Raw genomic sequence first — 22,440 nt, forward strand, 5'->3', positions numbered from 1 at the left:
TCCTCTGACCGCCGTCTCGGCGAAGGGGCCTCGGCCTGGTGGAACAGGACCGGCGAGGCCCCGCTCGGTAGACCTCGTTCTCTATCCCATCTTTCGAATGATCTTGCCCAGAAGGGTCTATTTCGCATGCCCACAATCAGCTCTGGCCGATCGGCCGCCATCGCCCGCCGAGGGCGCGGAATGCTGGCGGTAGCCGCAGCAGTGCCGATCGCGGTCATAGTGTCGTGCACTGGCACAGGCGTAGCGTCCGGAGCGGACACAGGCCCCGGACAGCCGGGAGTGACGACTCATACGCAGCCGGGCACCACCGCCCCCGCGCCCCCGCCTCCACCTCCCGCTGCGGCGCCACCACCGGCTCCTGTGCCGATGGTGGACTCTCCGCAGCCTGCGGGCGTGCGCAATGGTCCTGTTCCTCGGCCCGAGCCGGGGAACGAGCCGGTCGCTCCGGTGCGGGTGCAGGATCTGCATCTGCCGCGTTCGGTTCCTCCGGTCGCGCCGATTCGCCCGCCGGACAACACGATTCGGATCGGCCAGTTCCAGACCCCGTCGCCGGCCTGGTTGCCGCCGAACGTGCGGGACACGATCAACAACACCGCGGCCGGCGCGGAAGCTCAGGTCTCCACCGCACTGGATTCGGTCGGCTTGCCCGCAGGGCGATCGGATGTGGTGGCTGGTGCGACCGTGGCCGGGGCCGGAATCGGTGGTGCCGCCGGGGCAGCAGTGGCCGGTGTGCCAGTCGCGGCCGTGGGTGCGGTGATGGGCGGGTTGATCGGCGGCACTGTTGGGGGCATCGGCGGAGCGGCGCTGGGCACCGTTGTAGCGGTGCCGGTGATCGGTACGGTGACCAGCGGTGTCGCCGGAACAGCCGTGGGGGCCGCGGCCGGTGCTGCCGCCGGCGCTTTGATCGCCGGTGTACCGGCCGCGGCTGTCGGCGCTGCTATCGCGGGAACTGTCGGCGCGGGATTCGGTGCTGGAGTTGGGGTGGGGCGGTGAAGACGACCACCCGGGTCGCGCTCACGGCCGCCACCAGCATCGTGACGGCCTGGACGGCCGCAATGCCCGCGGTGCATGCAGCGGTGCCGATCGGCCCCCGCTGCCCTGCCCTGTATGTCGTGGCCGTGCAGGGCACCGGCCAATCCGCACCGACCGCGAGCCCGACCACGGACACCAGCGTGCTCGGCGCGCTACTAGCACCGGTGGTCGCGCTAGGCCCGAACCTGGTGCAGCGCAGCTACATCGGATACGACGCCGGCTTCGGTGGCGCGGTCCCGGGCGGGGGAGCGGCTCCGTATGCCACCTCGGCGACCGAGGCGGTCCGCCTCATCGGCGACGCCACCCGACAGATCGCGGCCGCCTGCCCGGCCACCAAGATCGCCGGGGTCGCGTATTCGCAAGGTGCGCAGGCGTGGTCGGAGGTCGCCGAGGAGATCGGAGCAGGCCACGGCCCGGTCCCCGCGGACCGTATCGCTGCGGTCATCTTGTACGCGGACCCCGACCGCCCCGCCGAATCACCCGCTATCGCAGGCCGACCGGGCCAGACCCACCCTGATGCCCCACCGGGAACCAACGGTGCCGCAGTAACCGGTGTGCAGATCACCAGCCCCATGGTCTCGGGCGCGGGCATCGGCACCAACGGACACGGGTACGGCGCCTTGACCGGCCGTGTCGCGGAAATATGTGCTTCCGGTGATCTGGCATGTGCGGCACCTGATCACGCCGCGATCCTGCGATTCGCCGCACGCCTGGCCGCCCAAGCGGACCTGCGTAACCCCGTGGCGGCCCTCGCCTCGCTCAACACACTGTTGACCAGCGCCCTGGGCAATGCGTGGACCACCATCCTGGGCAACGACTTCACCCTCGCGAACGGCACCATCGATTACACGCCACGAAAATCGTTGTCGCAGAGGCTCGTCGAGGCAGCCGACCCCCGGACTCCAGCGCCCGCCGCGGACCAGGTGAACGCAGCCAACGCTCGATGGGGGCAGATCACCGCCACGGTGACGGCCAACCCGATCTCAGTGCTTCCGAAACTCGTGGGGCAGCTGTCTGCCGCGGTCGGTCAACTGGCGGGCGACAACGCGGACTTGGCGAATCCTGCGGTGTTGGCGCAGTTCGCGGACACCGTCGCTGCGCATACCGGCTACGCCGGCAGCGGCCAGCTCGCTTCGGGCGCGGCCTGGTTGATCGCTTGTGCTCACGATATAGCCGGGGGCCACCGATGAACCCCACCTGGGAAGTCGACAGCCACTACGCCGAGGTTGTCATCGGCCACGACCGCGGCCCCGGCGACGTGCTGCGGACTCGCCGAACCGCCGTCCTGGGCCTGAGTCATGTCCGTGAGGCCTGGCAGGTGGTGTACGTGTCCACGGACACCTACCTGGAGAAGATCCCGGTCTCGGGAATCGTCCTGCTACCCGACGACGCTCCGAAGAATGACCACGCCCCGATCCTGGTGTACTGCACCAGCTTCCACGGCCTCGGCGGCCCCGCGCCCTCGCAACTACTTGCCGCTGGTACCGAACCCGAGTCCCACCGGATCGATGCCGCGCTCGAGCGCGGGTTCGTCGTGGCTGTCCCTGATGGGGAAGGTATGGGCATCGCCGGCGCCGGCCCGTACACGTTTCTTGCCGCGCACGCGGCCGCACATACCGCACTCGATATCGCCCGCGCCACAGCGCATCTAGCTGACCGTCACACGAATCCATTCCCGGTAGTGATGTGGGGATATGCCGACGGAGGGCGTGCGGTGATCGCCGCGGCCGAACAACACCGGCAGTACGCGCCAGAGCTGCGCCTATGCGGGGTTGCGGCCGGGGCGGTGCTGGCTGACCCGGGCGCACTCGCGGCGCGGTTGAACGAAACTGGGTGGGCTTTCCTGATGTGGGCCGCCTTGGTGGGGTTGTCGCACGCGCATCAGCACCTACCGCTGCGCCACGTACTCACCGACGCAGGCCACCGAAGCGCCGCTGCGGCCGCGACACTCGACGCGGCAGCTCTAGCCCAAGGCTACTGCTGGCCACTGGGAGAACTATCCGAGCGCCCGGACCCGTGGAACGACCCGATGTGGCGATATGTTCTGGCCAAGGAAAAGATCGGCCTGGCCGTCCCCAGCGTGCCGGTGCACCTGTATCACGGCACCGATGACGAGCTCATCCCCCATGCGCACGGGCACGCGGTGTATCGGCACTACCTGGCCGCGGGCGTGGACGTGACGTGGCGCGACTATGCGACCGACCACATCGGCGCCGCCATCGACAGCGTCGAGGAAGCACTCGACACACTCACCCAGCACCTGAATGCCCCCGCCCAGCCGGCGATCGAGGCGCACTCCCTGTTCCAGCGCACGTGGCACCGAGTGAATTCGATTCTGCGGCAGCGGCTTCGAATACTACTCAAAGGCCGAAGGAGCTGAACATTCATGTACCACAGTGCAGCTGTCTGCGGATCCAAGGCTCGATACGCGTTTCAGGCCCGTATGCCTCGCGTTGCGATCTGCGCGGGCCTGGCGGCGGTGATCCTGGTTTGCTCGTCGGGACCGCTACCGGCCCAGCCACCCACATCGTCTGTTCCTCTGGGTAATACGTGTCCCGCGTTGTACGTGCTCGGGGTACAGGGCACTGACCAGACATCGGCGGATGCGGTAGCGACCGCGGACACCGGTGCGCTCGGGCAGTTCTTCGGCCCTCTGGAAGCCGCTGCCGGCAGCGACATTCAACGCGCCTACGTACCCTACGGCTACATCGCGGACGGCGCGACGCAACAACCGTTCGACCAGGCGGTCGCAGCCGCCACGACGGATCTGGAAGCCGACGCCCGTGAGGTATTGAACCGCTGCCCGCACACCAGAATCGGCGTCGTCGGGTACCGCGAGGGTGCAGCGGCGGTCGCCGCGTTCGCTGGAAAGGTCGGCGCCCGGTCCGGACCGATCCCCGCCGACGCCGTCGCGGGCGTGGCGCTGTTCGCGAATCCCCGCCGCAGCGCCGGAACTCCGGTGCTACCTGGCCGTCCCGAGCAGCGAACACCGGCTCCTGCCCCGGGCGCCAGCGGAGCGCACACCCGGGTGATTACGCTGACGAACCAGCCGATCAACGGTGCCGGAATCGCCCAGACATCCAGTGCGGCACCGGCATACGGTGTGCTGACTGGTCGTGTCGCGGACCTGTGCGTTCCGGGGGATTTGGCCTGCGACACCCCTAAGCAGTCGCCGATCGCCCAGACGATCCAGAACATCACCGCGCAATCGAATCTGCACGACCCCCTCAGTGCCATCACCACCGTGGCCCAAGCACTGGCGGGCACCGTGTGGAAAACCGCGGTCGGGGTCGCAGGCCAAGACATCCAGGGCGACAGCCTCGACCAGTTGTCCTACCAGCCCACCGAATCCCTCGGCCAACGCCTGGCCGAAGCCTCGAATCCGAACACCCCGCCTCCCGGCCCGGACCAGGTGCTGTCGGCATTGTTCCGGTTGGGGACGATCGGGTTGAACACGGTGGTAACTGTCGCGCAGAAGGTCCTTACTCCGGCGACGATCGCCGAGCTTGCCGCGGTCGGTATGACCAATCCCGGTGCGGCGATCGCCGATCTCGGGGTGAAGGTCGCCGGTGCGGTCGCCGAACTCGTCCCACCCTCTACGGCGCTGGGGTGGGTCGATCAAGCCTTCGGCGCGATCACTTCCACCGTCAGCGGAAACGATCTCTACGACGTGGCCACCCGAACCGCGTACAGCGACTCCACCAGCCACGGTGAGGCATACAGCTCCGATCCGGCCACGCCGCAGGGCACACCCGTGTTCGACGCGACCGCGGCCTGGTTCAGCGCCCTGGCCCACGACATCGCCGACACCACCGGGTCCGCCTCGACGCCAGCGCCCGAACCCACCAGCAGCCCAACACCTGTCAGCACCACCGCGAGCACCGATGACGCCGATACCCACGACCCGCTGGCCCCCACCTCGGTGTCACACGCGCCGGTGAGTCCTTAGACCCCTTCGGCGGAGACATGTCTCTGCGTCAGAGAAGCCGGGCAATCCCTCGCGAGCCCCTGAGCCGTCTCCCCGAAGGGCCGAACCACACCACCCGAACAACCAGCCGGAAAGGAGGCAACCCCGATGCCCCACACCACACCCGGTACAGACACCGAGAACGACCACGGGTGGGGCTGGCTCACCACCGCCACACCACCGATCCCTTTGCGCCCGAGCGCATTCCCCGATTCGACAACCGAGAGCGGCAACGAATGGGAGTGGCTGCCCGCCGCGACCCCACCCAGCAGCCCACCGACCACGACACCTTCTCGTCCACGAATACGCCTGCGCACGTGGACAATTGCGGGATTCGCCGCCGGGGTCGTGTTACTGGCGTCGTGCACCGGCGCAGTCCTGACACGACACGCTGGTCACTCTCCTGCAGGAGAAACGGACGCCACCACCCAGCACAGGACCCTCGCACCGGCGAGTCCTGCGTGCGTGGGCCTGACCGGAGCGGTCGTGACCGACCGGGCCGGCGATACCGGCACGGTCGCAGGGCTGATCGCCACCTTCGAATTCGCCTACTACACAGCACGTTCGGCTGATCAGGCAATGCGCACGGTAGCCGCGGACAGCGGGATCGTGCCGGAGAAATTGGCGGCAGGGATCGCCTCGATTCCCCTGGACACCCGTCATTGCGTCGCGATCAACCTGCTTGCGGGTGACGCCGCCGACGTGCATGTGGTCGAACTGCACCCCGATCACAGCCGGGCCGACTACTTGCAGCTGATCAACACCCGCCGTACCCCCGCAGGTCTGGCGATCAGCAACATTCAGAGGCAGCAATAATGCTGCCCGCCAATCAATTACGCGCCATCGATTCCGCTGGGAAGCGACGAAGGCCCAGCGCACTGGACGCGGACACCATCCGGATACCCAGCGCCGAGCGACTCGCGGCAGTGCGGAACGCTCCGCTGCCGACCACTGGCCCGTATCCGCCGCTGATGGCGGTGATGGGAGCGCACGGCGGCGCCGGTGCCTCGACTCTGGCCCGGTGGTGGGCGCATGCGGCGGACACCGGTGTGGCCTGGCCGGGCTCGTCACGCAGTACCCAACGCGTGGTACTGGTCGCTCGCGATTGCATCCCCGGGCTGGTCGCCTCAGCCGAGCGGCTGCGCGAATGGCACGCCGGACTCGCGCCGGACGGTGTCACCGTCGTGGCCTTGGTGCTGATCGCCGCGCGGCCCGGCCGCGCTCCCGCGGCGGTGCGGCGGTTCCGCCGGACCGTCAGCGAACTAGCCGAAGAGGTGTGGTTGATCAGGTGGCACGAGGGCTTACTGGTGCACGAACTCGGCGAGCTGGCCCGCTACACGCCGTTCGACCCAACACCGCCACGCCGCGCACATCTGACTCACGCAGTCCCCGCCGACGTGCACCGGGCGGGTGCTGCGATCACCCAGCGCATCGCCGCGATGCGGGAAGGAAAGGGCACACACTCATGATCCACACACTTCTGGCCGGCCTGGTCTCACTCGACCAGGTCACGATCACCCCCAGCCAACCCCCGGGAGCTCCAGGCCTGATCCACATCGTCAATTGGCTGGCGTGGTTGACGATGCTGGCCGGTATCGCCGCGTTGATCTACGCGGGCGGCAAGTTCGGGTGGGAGCGATGGCACGGCGGTGCGGTCGAATCTCCCAAGATCGTCCTGGGAGCCCTGGTCGGCGGAATCATCGCCACCAGCGCCGGAGGAATCATGACCGAAATCATCAACACCTCCAAATAGCCCTCGAACCCATTGTCCGAGAGCGACTTTCACACTCCGCACCCATCCGCAGGACTCCTCTGGCCGGGTGCGGTCACCCGAGAACGAAAGGCAGTGGCAAATGCTTGCCGAATATCACGAGATGAAACTCGCTGCCACGGACGGTCTTCAGCTGGCGGCGACGCGCTGGGGACCACCAACGGCACCAGCGACCGTGGTGTACCTCCATGGCCTCCTGGAAGATTCGAGGATCTGGAACCTGGTGACACAGCGCGTGCACGAGCGCACCGAAGGCGGCATCGCGCAGATCGTGTACGACCAACGCGGACAAGGACATTCGGGAATCCCGTCGCGGCGGCTCGGTACTACGATGCGCCAGCTCGCCGAAGACTTGAACACCGTCCTGACGCAGGTGAGTGGATCGATCGTCCTGGTGACACACTCGACCGGATCGCTGCTCGTGCACGCCTGGGCTGAGAACTTCCCGCAATCAGCCGCGGCGCTGTCCGGACTCGTGATTCTCAACGGCAGCGCCGAATTCCCCGAATTGCCAGGTCTGTCACGGAGACACCGCCGCAGGGCCCAGCAGTTGCGTCGCTGGCGGCACGGGCCGCTGGAATCGACAGTCACCGCTGGCGCGTCGCTGCTGATGCGAAAGCTCCGACAAGCCAGTAACGGCGGCGCCGTCACGATGCCTGCGGCACGCTGTGACGCCAGGGCACTGATCGACGTCCTGGCGGCTCTGTACCACGCGACCCTGTCCGAGGACACGGCGCAGCGACTACGAACTGTGCCCTCGTTCGTCATGGCCGGCGAACACGACCGCATTGTGCCGGCGACGCAGTCGATCCGGCTCGCGGACAGGATCTGGTCCGAGGTCGACATCATCCCTGGCGGCGATCACCGATTGCCCTGCACGGAGCCCGACCGTGTCGTCGACACGATCGGGCAAGTTCTGGAGATCGTCCACCACACCAGGCGCATTGCGTCGGCCGGTTTGCCGGACGACGCCGAGGACCTGCTGTGAACAAGCCGCTGCCCGGTGCGGTGCAGCAGGAACTGGCGACGCTGCTGAGCTGGCTGGACTGGATCGTGCTGCTGCTGTGCGTGGCGCGCCTGGTGTGGATCGGCGGCCAACTCGCCGTCCGGCTCTACCGCGACGAAGCCGTCGAAGGCTTGCTGGGCTCCCTGATCGCGGTAACCCTGCTCGGCGCCGCCGGCGGATTCGCCCGCGCGCTCCTGCCCTCGCAATGAAAACCGTCGGAACACAAGCTATGCCACGACCACATCAGCACATACCGTCCCGGGTCATCAGCGGCACGATCTGGCTCCTGATCTTGACCTCTACCTCGGCCTGCGGCGCTGGACACCACTCACCGCCACCGCCCAGAACTGCCACGGTCGATCTGGGCGCGAACCCTCTGAACACGAGATCAACTGTGTTCCAAGGGATTGCACTCCCTGATGCTGATCAAGGACCACGCCGTGACGATGGAACGGTCGCGGCCGGATTCGACTACTCACCGGTCGGTGCCGCGCTGGCGGCGATTCAGGCCAGCGTCCGGATGTCGGTCGCCTCCGATACTCAATGGCCGACGATCGGCCAGCACATGCTCGCCCCAGGCCCCGGACGTGACGCGTGGGCGGTAGCACGCGCGCAGCTCTCAATCACCGCACCCTCTAACACGCCACCACTGCTGCTGGGCTACCACGTGCGCACCTACACCCCCGGTCGCGCCGAGATCGCCATCTACGCCCGGCAACCGGACAACTCGCTGACCTGCAACACCGAAACCGTCATCTGGCAGAACAGCGACTGGAAACTGCTGCTACCGGACCAACTCCGCACCCAGGCCGTGACCTCTGTCCCGACCGTGCCCGCCGACATGGTCGCCCTGACCCTGCACTGACACCGGAGAAGCTCATGCCCATTCGCCGCCTATGGCTGATCCTGACCATCAGCATCACTGCAGTCCTCATTACCGGCCTCGCACTGGTCGCGACCAGGCGCCACAGCGCGCCGGAACCTCGTCCCGCAGCGGCGGGAATCACGACCACTGGACCGGTGCAGCCGTCCGCGGGCGAAAACAACGGCCCGACCACCGACCTGTACGGCAACAGGTTGGACGTCACCGACGAGGCGGGGCGTGTACTGCCTCAAAACACTGTGAAGCGAGTGGATCCGCGCAGCCCGGATTATCTGACCGCTGCACCGGCAGGCATCGACTGGCAGCGCGTTTGGGGTGGAGCCGCGATTCCGGTTTCGGTCAGCGATGGCCCCGAGCAGATCCGCGGCGGGGTCGCCTCCGGATTCGCCGATACCCCCCAAGGCGCGGCCCTGGCGGCGTGCGACGCCATCGCCCGCGCGCTCGCCGCGCCCCCAGGGATCTGGCAGAACGTCGCACGTGCCCGTTACCTCGGCGGCGGACAAGCGTTGATCGACAGGTTCGCCGCCAGCCGCGCCAGCACTCCCGACGCAGCTCGCTACGTCACAGTGCCCGAAGGCATCCGGGTCCTGCCCGGCTACCGACCCGACTTCGCGGTCGTTCAAATCGCGGTACGCACACGAGACAGCTTCGCCTACGGCACCTGGCCGATGGTCTGGAACAACACCGACTGGCGCGTCCGTGTCCCCGACGACATCGACACCCTCTGGCAACAAGCCGTGCCCGTAGACACGGTGACCGGCTTCGGGCAATGGAAAAACCAATGAACCCAGCACTCTACGTAGGCGCCGTTGCAGGATCGAACACCAGATCGCAACTGCCCGACGCTGCCTGCAGCCTGCCCGACATCGTCGGCGCGGTGTGCAAAGGGCTACGACTCGGCGGCCAAGCCGTAAACGATGCCGCCAGCTCAGCCTTCGACAGCCTCGTGCAAAGCCTCATCAACGGCATGGGGATACTGCTTCGCTACGACTTGACGTGGTGGACCGGCCTGCCGTCACCAACACTTGCCGCGCCCAACGGCGAACCAGGACCCGCACTCGCATCAATCCGCGGATACACCAGTGGACTACAAGTATTGCTGCTGACTGCAGGCATCATGTTCGCCGCCGCACGCCTGGCACTGGCCAAGCGCGGCGGCGTCGCCGGAGAAGCACAAGAGGCATTCTTGATGTTCGCCCGAGCGGTCTTCGCCTCGATGACATTCGCCGCGGTCGTCACCGTCGGAACACGAGCCGGGGATGCATTCTCCAACTGGGTGATCTTCGATGCCACTCGCGGCGATTCCAACAACGCCGCTGCGCTATTGAACGGGATTTCGCAGACCGATGTTGGCCTCGGAACCGGCGTGCTCTTACTAGTCGGACTGTTCGGGCTAATCAGCATGCTGGTCCAGTTGGTGATGTTGGTCGTGCGTCAAGCCTTCCTGATCCTGGTCGTTGCAGCCCTTCCGATCGCTGCTGCCGCTGCTGGTACCGGGCCGGGCTCGCAGGCGTACAAGCGGATGCTGTCGTGGTCGCTCGCGTTCTTGTTGTGGAAGCCGGTCGGTGCCTTGTGCTACGCGATCGCGTTCAACGCCGCCGGTGCGAAAAGTTCTGTACAGCAACAGGATCCGCAGATGGTGCTGCTCGGACTGATCCTGTTGTTGATGGTGGCCGTTGTACTGCCCGCGCTGATGCGATTGATCGCGCCAGTTGTGGCGACCATGGGCGGTGGTAGTGGAGCTGCGGCCACTTTGGCTGGCGGCTTGGCCGGTATCGCGATGGGCAGCGCCGGTGGTGATCGTTCCGAAGCGCGCAAACTCGGCGAAAACGACGGCGGTGACGCTGGCGGTGGCGGCAATTGGTCACCACCCACCAGCGGACCCCCAACTCCCGGTGGCCCGCAGGGCGGTGGACGCCCTTTGGGCACAGGCAGTTCCAGCGGCGGGACCACCGGCGGGGGCCCGGGCAGTGCTCCCGCGACCGAGAGCGCCACCAGTGCGAGTACCACCAGTGGAAGCAGCGCCGGGGCAGCAGCGGGCGGCGCAGACGCTGCGGGCGCAGGAGCTGCCGGTATGGCGGTGACCGCGGCTCGGTCGGCGCATCACGGTGTGCAGCAAGCGGGTTCGTCTGCTGTGCCGCAAGCGCGCGACACCACGGAGTCCGGGGTGGATCCCGATACACCAGGACCGTTGGAGGTTCGGCGATGACGACGCGCATGTATGGGCGGTGGGAGCGTCCCCGCTCGGCTGGGTTCTTCGGCTTGACCTGGGGTGTGTCCATGTTCGGGCTAGCCTTGATCGTCACCGTGATGCTCGCGTTCATGATCACCCGTTCGTTGCAGGTGACGGTGATCGTGATGGGTTGTGCGGCTGTGGTGTTCACGCCGACGGCGATCACGATCGGTGGCCGCACGGGTTGGGAGATCGCGGTGTTGCGGACCCAATTCGCGCTGGCTCGGGCTCGTGGTGAAGACCTGTATCGCGCGGGCCGGTTCTCGACTATTCCGGGGACAGCGAAATTGCCTGGGCTGCTGGCGAGTTCGCGTTTGAGTGAGTATGAAACCGCGGGCGGTAAACGTTTCGCGGTGATCCATATCCGCCGTTCGGACCATTTCACCGTGGTCTTGCGGGTGTTGCCACGCGGCAAGGAGTTGGTGGATCAAACCCAGATCGACGCGTGGGTGAGCGAGTACGGGCAATTCCTGGCGAGCCAGTCCCGTGGCGGGGAAGTCGTCGCGGTGACCACGGTTTTGGACCACGTGGTGGAAACCCATCTCACCCAGCGGCGGGAGGTCGCCCGGCTGATCCGCGCCGATGCTCCCGAGTTCGCGCGGACGGTGATGCAGCAGGCGGCCGCGGATATCGGCGGTGTCGGTGTGCGTGTGGAAGCGCGCGTGGCGATCACGTTTCGTGCGTTCGGGCAAGGACGGGCCCGCCGTGACACCGGTGAGCAGGCGCGTGAGATCGCCCAACGCCTGCAAGGGGTGCTCTCGCAGCTTTCGCGTGCCGGGCTGCCGGCGACCCCGCTCGAGGCGTGGGAAGTGATCGGGATGGTCCGCAGCCGCTACGACCTCGCCTCCCAACGTGATATCGAGGCCGCGGGCCGCGATATCGAGCGCACCCAGTCATGGGACTCGGTCGGTCCGGTGGCGCACGAGGACCGGTGGGATCACTACCTGCACGACGGGGCCCGGTCGGTGACATGGGAGATGGACCTGGCTCCGCGCGGCGCGGTGTACGAGACCGGCCTGGAAGAGCTGTTGCGGCCACGCGCGGATGTGCCGCGCAAGCGGATCGCCATCGTGTACCGGCTGCATTCGGCCGCCGAGGCCAGCGACCTGGTCGACCGGGACTTCCGCGACGCCCTGGCGGCGGAGCAGACCGAACGAGGGATCGCCTCGGCCGCGGCGTCGATGCGGGTGGACAACACCCGCGCCGCGAGGCACGAACAAGTCCGCGGTGCCGGGTTGACCCGGTTCGGTGTACTCATCACCGCCACAGCCCCACTGGATGCGGACATGCCCGGCATCGAAGCGTCGGTGAAAGATATGGCCGCAGCTTCACGATTGGGGATCCGGCGCTGCTATGCCGCGCAAGCCGCCACCTTCGCCGCGTCCTTGGGTATCGGACTGATCCTGCCCGAACACGTCTCGATCTCGAGGCGCGTGACCGCATGAACACAGCGACCCGCTCCAGCGCACGCCCGCCGAAACACACGCAGCTCAGCGGAATCCGCGTGCTGACCGACGAGGCGCGCATGGCCATCGAACAGCAAGCCCGCCACGGCGGGATACGTGGTGCCCGCGCACGCCTGGTGCTGTCCCGGGACGACCATCGCCGGGCCACCGCGCTGCGCCGGATCGAGGACGCGGGCACCGACGGATTCCTCCTGCCCCTCGCGCGGCTGACCGACCGCGGTTACGCCGGCCGCGGTGGTGGCCGCGCCTCGGTGGTGCCCGCGACACCGGAATGGCGTTCGACGACGGTGCAAGTGGCAGGGTTGTGGCCGTTCGCTGTCGGTGCGACGGCCCCGACGGTCGGTACTCCGATAGGCGCCCATTACATCACCGGCGCCCCGGTGCATTTCGATCAGATGAGTTGGTTCGTTCGCGGTTTCATCACCGCGCCGATCACATTTGTGTTGGCGCTCAACGGGTTCGGCAAGAGTTCGCTGATCCGGCGGCTGGTGACCGGTGCGGTCGCGTCCGGGTCGGTCGCGTTGTGCATGGGCGACACCAAACCCGACTACCGCGACCTGGTCCGGTTACTCGGTGGACAGGTCATCGACCTGGGGTACGGGCACGGCACGATCAACCCGCTCGCGGTCGGCGCCCTGGGCGCGGTCATCGACCGGCTCCCCGACCCGGATCAACGCCGCCAGGTCACTGCGCGTGTGGAGGCCGGGCAGGTCAATATCGTCGCCGGGCTGATCGAGCTGGTTCGTGGCTGCCGGGTCGCGGACTACGAGGAAACACTCCTGATCGCGGGGCTTCGCGAACTCTACAGTCCCGCAGGCGGATTCACTCCCAGCGCGCCGCCGTTGCTGTCGGATCTGCTGGCGGTGATCTCCGCGGGCGGGCAGCGGATGCGCCAGTTCGCCGAGGAAGACGACGAGACCTCGTATCGGGCCAGTACGAAAATGTTGCGTCGCTCGCTGCGGGCCCTGGTCGAGGGGCCGTGGGGTGCGATCTTCGACCGCCACACCAGCACACCCCTGGATTTGTCCAGCCCCGCGGTGTGTATCGATGTCTCCCGCATTCCCGAGGGCGACACCAAACTCCTGGCCGCGGCGTTGATGGTGTGCTGGTCCGAAGGATTCGGTGCCGTGGCTGCCGCGCACGCCCTGGCCGATGCCGGGCTCGCGCCGCCCCGCACCTTCGAAGTCGTCATGGACGAAATCTGGAGGGTGCTCGGCGCCGGGGAGTTCATGGTCGACCGCACCGACGCGCTGTCCCGGTTGAACCGGCCCTTGGGGACCGGGCTGATCATGTGCAGCCACACCATCAAAGACCTGTCCGGGTTCGACTCCCCAGCCGCAGCGGCTAAAGCGCTGGGTCTATTCGAACGCGCCCGCGCCAAGATCATCGGCCCGGTCGGCCCGGACGAGATCGAGCGCCTTCGCGGTGCGGTGTCGATCACCTACACCGAAAAACTTCTCGTCACCTCCTGGGCCGCACCCCGACCACCCACCGACGACCGCGACAACACCGCAGCCAGACGCGAAACACCGCCTGGCACAGGGTGTTTTCTCATCAAGACCGGTGAGGCGAACCAGCCCGGCATCCCGGTCCGCATGAGCTTCACACCCGCTGAGCGGGATGCGGACATCCACAACACCAACCGCCGCTTCGACCACCTCACACCCAGGCAATGAAGGAGACACGAATGCTGCTGAACGAATTCCCACACTCATTGGGCCGCAGCGATATCGAAGGCTACGCGCGAGGTTCGTCGGTGTCCGCCGGTCGTGCCGGCTCGCCGGTCGAGGATGGCGGGCGGTTATGAGTGCCGAGGCGGATTTCGTGGTGATCAATCCGGACGGCACTGTCTTGTATGACGTGCGTGATGAGGGCTCGGGGTTGCGCGGTTCGCTCGCGTGGCATGTTCCGGATCTGAGTACGCAGGGGATGGGGTGTGTGAGGGCCTGGTTTGCCGACGATTTCAGCGACCCGGCCCTGGCAGCGAACCCGCTGGCCGATCGCGTGCTCACCGGACTGGGGTATCGCCATCCCACCGGCTGGTACGGGCCGGTGGCGCTGACCATGGAAGAAACCCCGTCAGGGGACGTCCCACCGCTGACCCCCGAGGTGCGGGAAACACTGAACGGTCTGTTCGCCGGGGCACCCGCGACCGACGTCGCTCCAGCCGATTCCTCCCCACATGCAACAGCGGAGATGATCGAGGCCGCACTTCCCGCCGACCCGGGCGAATCAACCGAAACTGACAGCGCAGCAACACAATCCACACCATCACCGGCCCAGGAAGCGGACCAGGGGATAGAGCTGTGAACCCGCCGCCGCCCTGGCGTGGCGCCGGGGAACAAGCCGATCTCCGCCTGCCCTACGGCGGGCGCGAGGGCGGGGGAGGGCAGGCAGGTGGGTAGTGGGTGCTTCGAAACTCGTTGTCGGACTGTGTCTGTCGATACCGGTGGTGCTGCTGTTCGTGCTGGTTGTGCTGATTGGCGCGGATCCGGGACAGGCCTGCGCGGCCGGGGTGAGCGACGGTACGCAAGGCCCGACCGGGGAGTCGGTGGCGGGGTTGAACGATCGCCAATTGCAGCTGGCGCGCAACGGAGTGGTGATCGGCACACAGCGCCACGAGCCTCAGCAGGTGATCATCGCCGAACTCGCGGCCCAGGCGACCGAGAGTACGTTGCGGAATCTGGCCAATCCCGCTGTCCCCGAATCGCTTCGGTACGCCAACGACGGGCAGGGCTACGACCTGGATTCGCTGGGCCCGCACCAGATGCGCGCCAGTATTTGGGGCGCTGCGGGAATCTCAACTCTGATGAATCCGGTCTATCAGATCAACTGGTTCTATCAGCAGGCCGATCGCTACGCCGGGCAGGGCTTGTCCTCACCGGAGTTGGCGCAAGCAGTCGAACGCTCGGCCCCGGACGCCTACGCCACCCAGATGGAACTGGCACGCTGGCTCTACGCGATGTTCGCCACCATCGACCCCCGGACCGCTGCGGCCGATGCGACTGCGGGACAACAGCCCTCGGGCTGCGGGAGCGGTGGCTCCGGGGCACCGTTGAGCGGGGACGGGGGAGCGTTCGGGACAGCGGTGACCGCTGCGGCCCAGCGGTGGATCGGCACACCGTACGTCTGGGGTGGCGGAGACCCTCCGGGCCCGACCAACGGTGGATTCGACTGTTCCGGGCTCACCCTGTACGCGATTTATCAAGCATCGGGCGGGCGAATCCGATTGCCGCACTACACCCAGGCCCAGCAGGACTCCCCACAGGGACGGGTGGTGCCGTTCGCCGAACGGCAGCCCGGGGATCTGATCTTCTTCACCAGCTCCGGCGAGTCCGACTCGCATCACGTCGCGATCTATCTGGGCCGCAACACCTCTGGTCAGGACATGGTGGTGCACGCCCCGGACTTCTCCGAAACCGTCCGGACAGCCCCGCTCGCCTCGGTAGCCGGGCACGACCGTATGGACGTGCGGCGCTACGCCCCGGCACCGGTCTCGGCGGCAGGACCAGCTTCCGCCCCGGTACGAAACGACCCGCAGTCAACGATCCCGAGTCCGCAGGAAGGAACACGACCATGACACGGATGTACCGACAGGGAATCCAAAACCCTTTGGGCCGCAGCAGAACTCACGGCATCGTGGGCAGGAGGCAGGGTGCCGGATCTGCTGCGGGTGCGGTGCTGCGCGCGGTGTTCAGCGAACCCGCTCGCGGTGCGGGTGCCCCGCCCGGGGCTGAGGCTGTGTCGCGAAGAGCGGGTGAATTCGGTGTCTGAGCTCACCGGCGACGGGGGGATGCTGGCTGCGGCGCGGGCACGCATTGCTGACTTGGCCGTGCGGGGTCCTGGGTTGGCGCTGTGTGCTGCGGCTGAGCGGGACAGGTTCGCGGTGTGCACCGTGGGCGGGATACCGGTGTGGTGTGCGCGGTTCCACCGCGACCTGATCGTCGAGTCGGACGCGATGGCCACCGAACTCGCGGGAGTGCACGCGTTGTGGCTGGCCGAACGAGCGCGCGAACACTATGGCACGAGCGCGGCCAGGGTGCGGTTGGTGCTCACGCCCCGACATCCGATGACCGCGGTCGTGCTCGACACCGCGGCGATCGCGGCTGGGCTGTTGCTGGAGTTGGTGGTGGACGCGCCCGCCAACCCAGCGATCGAGGTATGCGCCAGCGGGCCGCTGACGGATTGGCGCACAGCGGATCTGACCGAGCTGATCGACACTCCCGGGAGCGCTCCATGACCAGGATGCGCGGGGGCCTGTTGAGTGCAGCGGTGTGCGTGCTGGTCACCGCGACATCGTGTAGCGGTTCCTCGTCCGCGACCAGCAGCGGCCGGCGGTGCGCGGCGCTGTTCACCGCACCGTTCGACCAGGTCGATGCCTGCTCGCCGGAGAGTGTGATGACCGCGGCCCTGACCACCGCCTTCAGCTATCAGCCCGCCGAACACCGCACTGCGCCAGCGGCATTCGCTGCCGCGGCACCGTTGATGGACCCCGAGTTCGCGGCGCGGGCCGCACCAGCGGCCGCGGTGCTGGTGCCGATCACCCCGGTGATGTGGCAGCAGTGGGCCGCGCACGCGGTCACCGTCACCGCTGGCGTGCGGGTCACCGGGGACGAGCATCCCCCGGACACCGCCACCAGCGTCGCGCGTGTGCTGGCGGTGACCCAGCGTCCCAGCGATATCAGTTCCTCGATCGAGTTCACCGTGTATGCCCGCGTGGGGCGATCCGACCCGAGCACTGCGTGGCGGATCACACAGTTGGAGGTGAAAACATGAGCGCGAGTGGGGATCCCGTCGAGGAGAGCGGGCAAGCGGTCCGGGCCGGGTTTGTGCAGGCGATGCAGACCGCGGCGATGACGATGAACCTGCTGCAGCGCCGCGGCGCGGAATCGCGGTCGGTCACCGAATTCAACACCCGCCAAGGCATCGCCGGCCTGCAATGGCAGGGATACCACGATCGAGCCGCGCAGGGCAAAGAACTGCACGACCTGGAAAGACAGATCAAGCAGGCGCGGCTGGACAATGATGCCGCCGAAGCCGGGCGCCGCGAGACCGCCCACGAGAACACCGAACAGCGCCGAAACCAGTTGCACGGCTTCCACGTGCAGGCACAGCGGGCCGACCGCAACCGCAAGGACGCGATCCACACCAAACAAGTCGACGGTTACGACACGCGTGCCGTCTACGCCCGGCACCTGCATTCGCTGGATGTGCGATACAAGAAGCTGCTCATCGAGGGCCGCGAACGTGCGCTCGGTTTCGCCGAAACCCTCGCCGCGGACGAGGACCGCGCCGCTTACACCGCTGGTGTGTCCACCGCGGCGTGGGCCGCGGCGCACAGTGCCGCGGGGCTGTCGCGCGAACACGCCGATCAGGCCGCGGCGTGGGACGAACGTGTCGCCGAGGACACCGGCTGGGGCCGGCTGGTCGCGAGCCTGTTCCACGGGGAGGACGAGGACCTGGGCGACGACCTCGATGCCACGGCGGATGTCGGTGGTTGGCGGTGGCCGTCGGAGGCGTTCGAGCCGGTGCCGGGGTTGGCCCAGGAATTGGCGTACGGCATTTACGGCGAGCAGCAATACCAGACGGTAGCACTCGGCGAGGACGCGGCGCCGGATACGGGGGCGTGGATCGGAGAGGTCGTCGAGGCAACCTGGCCGCCCGGCACCCAGCCGCCAGCGATCAAAGCCGGCCCCGAATCGCCTGCGCCCCGAGCAGCTGTCCAGGAATCACCGGCGAGCGCACCAGATCCGGTTCCGCACGATGTGCCCGAGCCCGGGATGGGGCCGTAGCCGTGATCGCTTGTAACACAAGCCCGTTGCTGCGAGGCGGTCGTGGAGCCATCGGCAGGCGGGGTGGAAGGGAAGGGGAGATGAACAAACCCAGCACGTTACATAAACGGGTCCTGCGGGCCATCACTCAACAGGCGTTGGAAGCGCGAAAATGCCTGCCCCGCAGTGAATCCATACGCAGCGACGGAGCCGGCGGCGCGGGTAATCCGGCGTTTCACCGGGGGATGGTGAAGATCCGGGAACTCGAGGCTGCCGCGGTGGTCGGTGGTGTGCCGCGGGAGTGGATCGAGCAGACCCGCTATCGCGGGGAGCTGGGCATGGCGTGGCGGCCGGATCTGCATTGGCGTGAGCACACACCGATCGATCGGCCCGCACTGCTCACCGCCCTGGAACACGATGTGCGGCATGTGGGTGAGATCGCCGCGGTCGCTGCCGCGTACGGGCAGCGCGGGGCGCGCGCGGAAGCGGGAACCTCGCAACTGTTCACGCGGAATCTCGACACGCTGGCGCGCCGGGTGGCCGCGATCGCGCACTTGCTGAACCTTTCCACCGATGAGGCCGAGCAGCTGTGGGGACACCCCGATGTGTGGAGCGCCGTGGCGGACAGGGTGCGCGCTGAGTCCGAGGCGTCCTTGGCCGAGCGTTGGCGCACGTTGGCGCGTCTGGATACCCGGGCCGCGGCACGTCAGGTGGCGGCGCTGGCCGACGTGGGGATCGGTGCGGGATGCGCCGCAAACCCCGCACCGTCGGCAGCGCAGATGGTGCAACGCATCGGGCAGCAGCTGCCTGAGCAGACCGGACACGCCACCACCAGCGAACCGGCCACGCTGGCCGCTGCGGTCACCACCGGTCCCGCGAGCATCACCGGCAGTGCCCCGCGTGCTCAGCGAACCAGGTTCAGTGCCGCGCGGGGAGGCCAGATCACCGAATCCGTCAGGGCCGCGGGACTGGTCAGGGGCCTTCGGCCCGTGTTCTGCAGCCCAGCCGACCCGAAACCCGCACCGCCGGCCGCTGTCGATATAGGCGGGCTCGAACCATGAACGCCCCCTGGGGAAACGAGTCACCCGAGGGCGAGGCGACGCGGGAACTTCCTCAGCCGGCGGTGCCATTGTTGGAGCAGATCCACGCATTGGCGGCCGCGGGTACAGCGATCACTCACGATCTCGAGGACAGTGCGTGGCCGGCGGCGACTGTCGCATTGTGGCACAAGGATTTACAGCGCCTGGATCAGCGGTGCACCGCGGCCGAACAGCAAGCCCAGGCGGCGGGCGTGTCTGGCGAGTTGGTTGTGATGGCGTGGTTTGCCGGGCATTGCGATGCCGAATGGACTCCGAGACAGTCTGATCCGACGCTGGGACTGCGGCCGGTGCTGGGTGCGGAGCTGATGGCCAGTGCCGGGCAACTGCACAATATGGCCGCGGTATTGGTCAGCCACGAATTTCAGCCGGGCTCGAGCCTGCCGCGCGATCCGTTCGAGGCCAATCAACTCACGCGCAACATGGCCGTGATGTTCAAACGGACCGCGATGCTCGCGAACCTGATCGGGGTGAGCGAGTCGGGCTGGGAATCGCTGTGGGATCTGCCGCTGACCGCGCAGCGCGAATACCTCACAGGGTTCCTGGGACCTGATGCGCAACAGGATCTGGAGTGGGCGTGGAATCAGTACACCTCCACCGAGGTCGTGACCACGGTGCTGCACACCATCGAGCAGTTGGAGCACCGCACCGCACGTTTACCCGACCCGGGCTCGCCGAATCCCAGGATCGGATTTGGCGCGGAGCATGCGAAGGCTGCGGCGCTTCGCACCTACCGCAACGCCCTGCACCAACTGCACGAACGCCTCGCCACCGGAGCCGGTCCCGAGGATGCTGTCGATGCCGCCTTCCCACAGCAGACCGACCGTGGCTGGGAGCCGGACAACAACACCTCCGGCAGTGCTGAGCAGCAAGCAGATCCAAGCCCGGAGCTCGAGCCGTGACCACGTCGGGCCATGATTTGCCCGGGAACTCGCTGCCGCCCGCGGCCGCGGGAATCACCGGCCCGAACGAGTTGGTGATCCGCGTCGGCGAGATCCCGCCTACGCAGGCGATGATGCTGCGGCACATCCAAGAACTCGCGCTCGAGGACGCGGACCTGCGTCGCCACCGCGCGTCCGTCCAGCGCGGCACACAGGATGAGGCTCAACACGCGACCGGCGCAGCGGAACTCGACCGGTTCCGCGGAGTCCTGCAGATGCGGGCGCGTGCGGCGGGTGTACCGGTGGAATGGATCGGCCGGGTCACGCAGTTGGGTCGGCAGGGGATCGGCTGGCACGAGAATCAGCTGCTGCCGAACCCGATCACCCTCAACCAGCGCCGATCGGTTCACCGCATCGCGCGGGACACCCGCCATCTGACCGATATGGCAGCTCTCGCGGTCGTGCGTGAACACCACGCCGCCCGCACGGAACTTGCGGTCCCGGATCCGGTCATGGCCGCGCAATACACGCGAACCATGCACGCGCTGTGGCTGCGAGCCACCCGCACCAGCCAGACGCTCACGCTCAGTCACCTGGCCCGGCGGCGAGCCTGGGGTATTGACCAGGACACGCTGGTTCGCCGGGTCCGCGGGCTGCTGCACCTGAGTGCCACGGACATCGACATGCTGTGGCGGCACCACGCTGCCCCCGCCCGCTGTGGCGGACCGGCTCCGAGCCTCGCTGCGAGAACTACGCGACGCCGTGCCCGAACCTTCCGCCGCCGATCCCGAGGCGAGTGCTATAGAGCCCAAGCAGATACTCGGCGCGGCCCGAGCTGCTCTGCTCGCTGTGGTGACAGCACAGCAGGAGCCGGTGATCGGGGAGGCCATCGACGAGGTACTGCCGCAGGTCGATCGGGGCCGTGCCTGGCACCCCGATACCGCCACGACATCTGATACAGGCCACGGCGTCCCACCGCACCGAGACGGTGGGCCCGACCCCTGACCCCAATAGCACTCGAACCCCCTGCACCACACGGTGTTCGAAAGGACAGGAGTCACACCTCATGGACGAACGAATCTCCTCGGCGACTCGCCAGCGGCGCGGATGCTGCACGGGCGCCGACCCGTAGAACCCGGGGCGGGCATCGCATCTCGTCCGGACACGAAAACCTCAGTGCTGCACCAGCATCTGAGCGTGTCCGAGCCATTGACGCTGGCTGACGCGCACGCCCGCCTGCCCCGGAATTCATCGCGAGGGACATCACACTGCCGCACCGGCCCCGTATGCCGTAACCGGTGCGGTCCGCTTCGAAAAACGAAGGCGGCCAACCGATGTCCGAGAACACTCCCGACAAGTCATCCCACTTCCCCGACCACACCACTCCTGGCGACCACACGCCACACCCCAGCGATGTCGAGACCAGCGGTCCGGCCGCTGGCTCTTCGAGCGCGCAGTCCCCGCCATACTCCGATCCGGGCCCCGCGCAGCTGCGTGATGGCCCGATCGCGCACCGGTTCGGCGCCGATGACCCCGATGCTGTGCACGCGAAACTCCTGCGCACGGTCCAAGACGCTTCCGTCGCCCGTTCGGCGTGGATGACCGAGGCGGTCGACCACGACCTGGATACCAGCGACCCGAGCTGGCGGTGGGCGCTGTACTCCAACGGTATCGATGCCGATGTCCGCGACGCGCGCACCAACGCGGAGCAGGCCGGTGTGCCGGCCACCGACATCATCGACGCCGAAGCGTTGGGCAGCGCGGGAGTGTCGTGGGCCGAGCAGCCCGCGCACCGGCATCTGGGGCGCATCGAGCTGCTGTCCCGGGAAGTGTTCGACGCGAACAACCGCGCCGAGACCGCCCGCGGCCTGGTCGGGGATATCGCCGAACGCTTCGATCGCCTCTACGGGGTCATCGACACCCTCAGCGAAGGCCTGAACCACGCCCGCTCCATGGTCAGCGACCTGGCCAAGGACCTGGCCGCGAACGGCTTGCCCCTCACCACCACCGGAGCCGCACCCGACCCGCCGGGCACCGAACACGACGCACCTTTCCTCGCGGCCGGAGCCGAGAGCCGGCCCGGCGCAAGCGTGGGTCGCGCCGAGGGCGGCTCGGGGATCGGAGACGCGGTGGGCGCGGCCCTGCCGGACACCGGCCCAACCCGGTGGGCCACCGCGGAACCGCCACCGGCGCCGGCCGACCAGCAACCGCCCGTGCAGCCGGAGGTCGGCCGATGAACACACCCCGCATACCACAGGCGCGTCGGCGCGAACCGACGACCGTGCCGGTGGGGCAATCCCGCCACCGCCTCGAACACCAGGATACTGAGGGCC

General features: G+C 67.6%; 23 protein-coding genes. All 23 read left to right on the forward strand.

Going from position 1 to position 22,440, the window contains the following annotated elements:
* Window positions 1-393 precede the first annotated feature (393 nt).
* The gene (locus AC5WS7_RS37435; RefSeq protein WP_495959388.1) at window positions 394-993 is read left to right on the forward strand and encodes a hypothetical protein; all 600 of its coding nucleotides are present in this window, start codon (window positions 394-396) and stop codon (window positions 991-993) included.
* Complete coding sequence (locus AC5WS7_RS37440) at window positions 990-2,222, forward strand: cutinase family protein (RefSeq protein ID WP_495959389.1); 1,233 nt, start codon at window positions 990-992, stop codon at window positions 2,220-2,222. The genes AC5WS7_RS37435 and AC5WS7_RS37440 overlap by 4 nt, the downstream gene beginning before the upstream one ends.
* Window positions 2,219-3,412 carry a lipase family protein gene (locus tag AC5WS7_RS37445; protein WP_495959390.1) on the forward strand — a complete coding sequence of 398 codons (1,194 nt, stop codon included), beginning with the start codon at window positions 2,219-2,221 and terminating at the stop codon, window positions 3,410-3,412. The genes AC5WS7_RS37440 and AC5WS7_RS37445 overlap by 4 nt, the downstream gene beginning before the upstream one ends.
* Window positions 3,413-3,475: 63 nt before the next feature.
* Complete coding sequence (locus AC5WS7_RS37450) at window positions 3,476-4,981, forward strand: cutinase family protein (RefSeq protein ID WP_495959481.1); 1,506 nt, start codon at window positions 3,476-3,478, stop codon at window positions 4,979-4,981.
* A 504-nt stretch (window positions 4,982-5,485) separates the two neighbouring features.
* A complete protein-coding gene (locus tag AC5WS7_RS37455; RefSeq protein WP_495959391.1) occupies window positions 5,486-5,815 on the forward strand; it encodes a DUF8176 domain-containing protein in 330 nt (109 codons plus the stop codon).
* Window positions 5,815-6,468: a DUF6668 family protein gene (locus AC5WS7_RS37460; protein ID WP_495959392.1), complete on the forward strand. Its 654-nt coding sequence runs from the start codon at window positions 5,815-5,817 to the stop codon at window positions 6,466-6,468. The genes AC5WS7_RS37455 and AC5WS7_RS37460 overlap by 1 nt, the downstream gene beginning before the upstream one ends.
* Window positions 6,465-6,752 carry a hypothetical protein gene (locus tag AC5WS7_RS37465; protein ID WP_495959393.1) on the forward strand — a complete coding sequence of 96 codons (288 nt, stop codon included), beginning with the start codon at window positions 6,465-6,467 and terminating at the stop codon, window positions 6,750-6,752. The genes AC5WS7_RS37460 and AC5WS7_RS37465 overlap by 4 nt, the downstream gene beginning before the upstream one ends.
* 121 nt (window positions 6,753-6,873) lie before the next feature.
* On the forward strand, window positions 6,874-7,758 hold the full coding sequence (locus AC5WS7_RS37470) for an alpha/beta fold hydrolase (protein ID WP_495959394.1): 885 nt from the start codon (window positions 6,874-6,876) through the stop codon (window positions 7,756-7,758).
* A complete protein-coding gene (locus AC5WS7_RS37475; protein WP_067891573.1) occupies window positions 7,755-7,985 on the forward strand; it encodes a hypothetical protein in 231 nt (76 codons plus the stop codon). The genes AC5WS7_RS37470 and AC5WS7_RS37475 overlap by 4 nt, the downstream gene beginning before the upstream one ends.
* Before the next feature lie 20 nt (window positions 7,986-8,005).
* Window positions 8,006-8,641 (forward strand): DUF8175 domain-containg protein, encoded by a 636-nt coding sequence (locus tag AC5WS7_RS37480; protein WP_495959395.1) that lies wholly within the window; start codon window positions 8,006-8,008, stop codon window positions 8,639-8,641.
* 14 nt (window positions 8,642-8,655) lie between these two features.
* The gene (locus AC5WS7_RS37485; protein WP_495959396.1) at window positions 8,656-9,444 is read left to right on the forward strand and encodes a DUF8175 domain-containg protein; all 789 of its coding nucleotides are present in this window, start codon (window positions 8,656-8,658) and stop codon (window positions 9,442-9,444) included.
* A complete protein-coding gene (locus AC5WS7_RS37490; RefSeq protein WP_495959397.1) occupies window positions 9,441-10,868 on the forward strand; it encodes a TrbL/VirB6 family protein in 1,428 nt (475 codons plus the stop codon). The genes AC5WS7_RS37485 and AC5WS7_RS37490 overlap by 4 nt, the downstream gene beginning before the upstream one ends.
* Window positions 10,865-12,337, forward strand: a complete 1,473-nt coding sequence (locus tag AC5WS7_RS37495) for an SCO6880 family protein (RefSeq protein WP_495959398.1) — start codon at window positions 10,865-10,867, stop codon at window positions 12,335-12,337. Before AC5WS7_RS37490 ends, AC5WS7_RS37495 begins: the two co-directional genes overlap by 4 nt.
* Window positions 12,334-14,034: a putative type IV secretion/conjugal transfer ATPase gene (locus tag AC5WS7_RS37500; RefSeq protein ID WP_495959399.1), complete on the forward strand. Its 1,701-nt coding sequence runs from the start codon at window positions 12,334-12,336 to the stop codon at window positions 14,032-14,034. Before AC5WS7_RS37495 ends, AC5WS7_RS37500 begins: the two co-directional genes overlap by 4 nt.
* 127 nt (window positions 14,035-14,161) lie before the next feature.
* Complete coding sequence (locus tag AC5WS7_RS37505) at window positions 14,162-14,668, forward strand: hypothetical protein (RefSeq protein ID WP_495959400.1); 507 nt, start codon at window positions 14,162-14,164, stop codon at window positions 14,666-14,668.
* 94 nt (window positions 14,669-14,762) lie between these two features.
* A complete protein-coding gene (locus AC5WS7_RS37510; RefSeq protein WP_495959401.1) occupies window positions 14,763-15,938 on the forward strand; it encodes a C40 family peptidase in 1,176 nt (391 codons plus the stop codon).
* A 315-nt stretch (window positions 15,939-16,253) separates the two neighbouring features.
* Window positions 16,254-16,598 (forward strand): hypothetical protein, encoded by a 345-nt coding sequence (locus tag AC5WS7_RS37515; protein WP_495959402.1) that lies wholly within the window; start codon window positions 16,254-16,256, stop codon window positions 16,596-16,598.
* Window positions 16,595-17,134, forward strand: coding sequence for a hypothetical protein (locus tag AC5WS7_RS37520; RefSeq protein WP_495959403.1), 540 nt, complete (start codon window positions 16,595-16,597; stop codon window positions 17,132-17,134). The genes AC5WS7_RS37515 and AC5WS7_RS37520 overlap by 4 nt, the downstream gene beginning before the upstream one ends.
* Window positions 17,131-18,150, forward strand: a complete 1,020-nt coding sequence (locus AC5WS7_RS37525) for a hypothetical protein (protein WP_495959404.1) — start codon at window positions 17,131-17,133, stop codon at window positions 18,148-18,150. Before AC5WS7_RS37520 ends, AC5WS7_RS37525 begins: the two co-directional genes overlap by 4 nt.
* Before the next feature lie 80 nt (window positions 18,151-18,230).
* Window positions 18,231-19,190: a hypothetical protein gene (locus AC5WS7_RS37530; RefSeq protein ID WP_495959405.1), complete on the forward strand. Its 960-nt coding sequence runs from the start codon at window positions 18,231-18,233 to the stop codon at window positions 19,188-19,190.
* The gene (locus AC5WS7_RS37535; protein ID WP_495959406.1) at window positions 19,187-20,128 is read left to right on the forward strand and encodes a hypothetical protein; all 942 of its coding nucleotides are present in this window, start codon (window positions 19,187-19,189) and stop codon (window positions 20,126-20,128) included. The genes AC5WS7_RS37530 and AC5WS7_RS37535 overlap by 4 nt, the downstream gene beginning before the upstream one ends.
* Window positions 20,125-21,063 carry a hypothetical protein gene (locus tag AC5WS7_RS37540; protein WP_495959407.1) on the forward strand — a complete coding sequence of 313 codons (939 nt, stop codon included), beginning with the start codon at window positions 20,125-20,127 and terminating at the stop codon, window positions 21,061-21,063. The genes AC5WS7_RS37535 and AC5WS7_RS37540 overlap by 4 nt, the downstream gene beginning before the upstream one ends.
* Before the next feature lie 378 nt (window positions 21,064-21,441).
* Entirely contained in the window at window positions 21,442-22,344 is a 903-nt protein-coding gene (locus AC5WS7_RS37545; RefSeq protein WP_495959408.1) for a hypothetical protein, read from the forward strand.
* Window positions 22,345-22,440: the final 96 nt, after the last annotated feature.

The sequence above is a fragment of the Nocardia sp. PLKS1-43 genome (genome assembly GCF_059510335.1).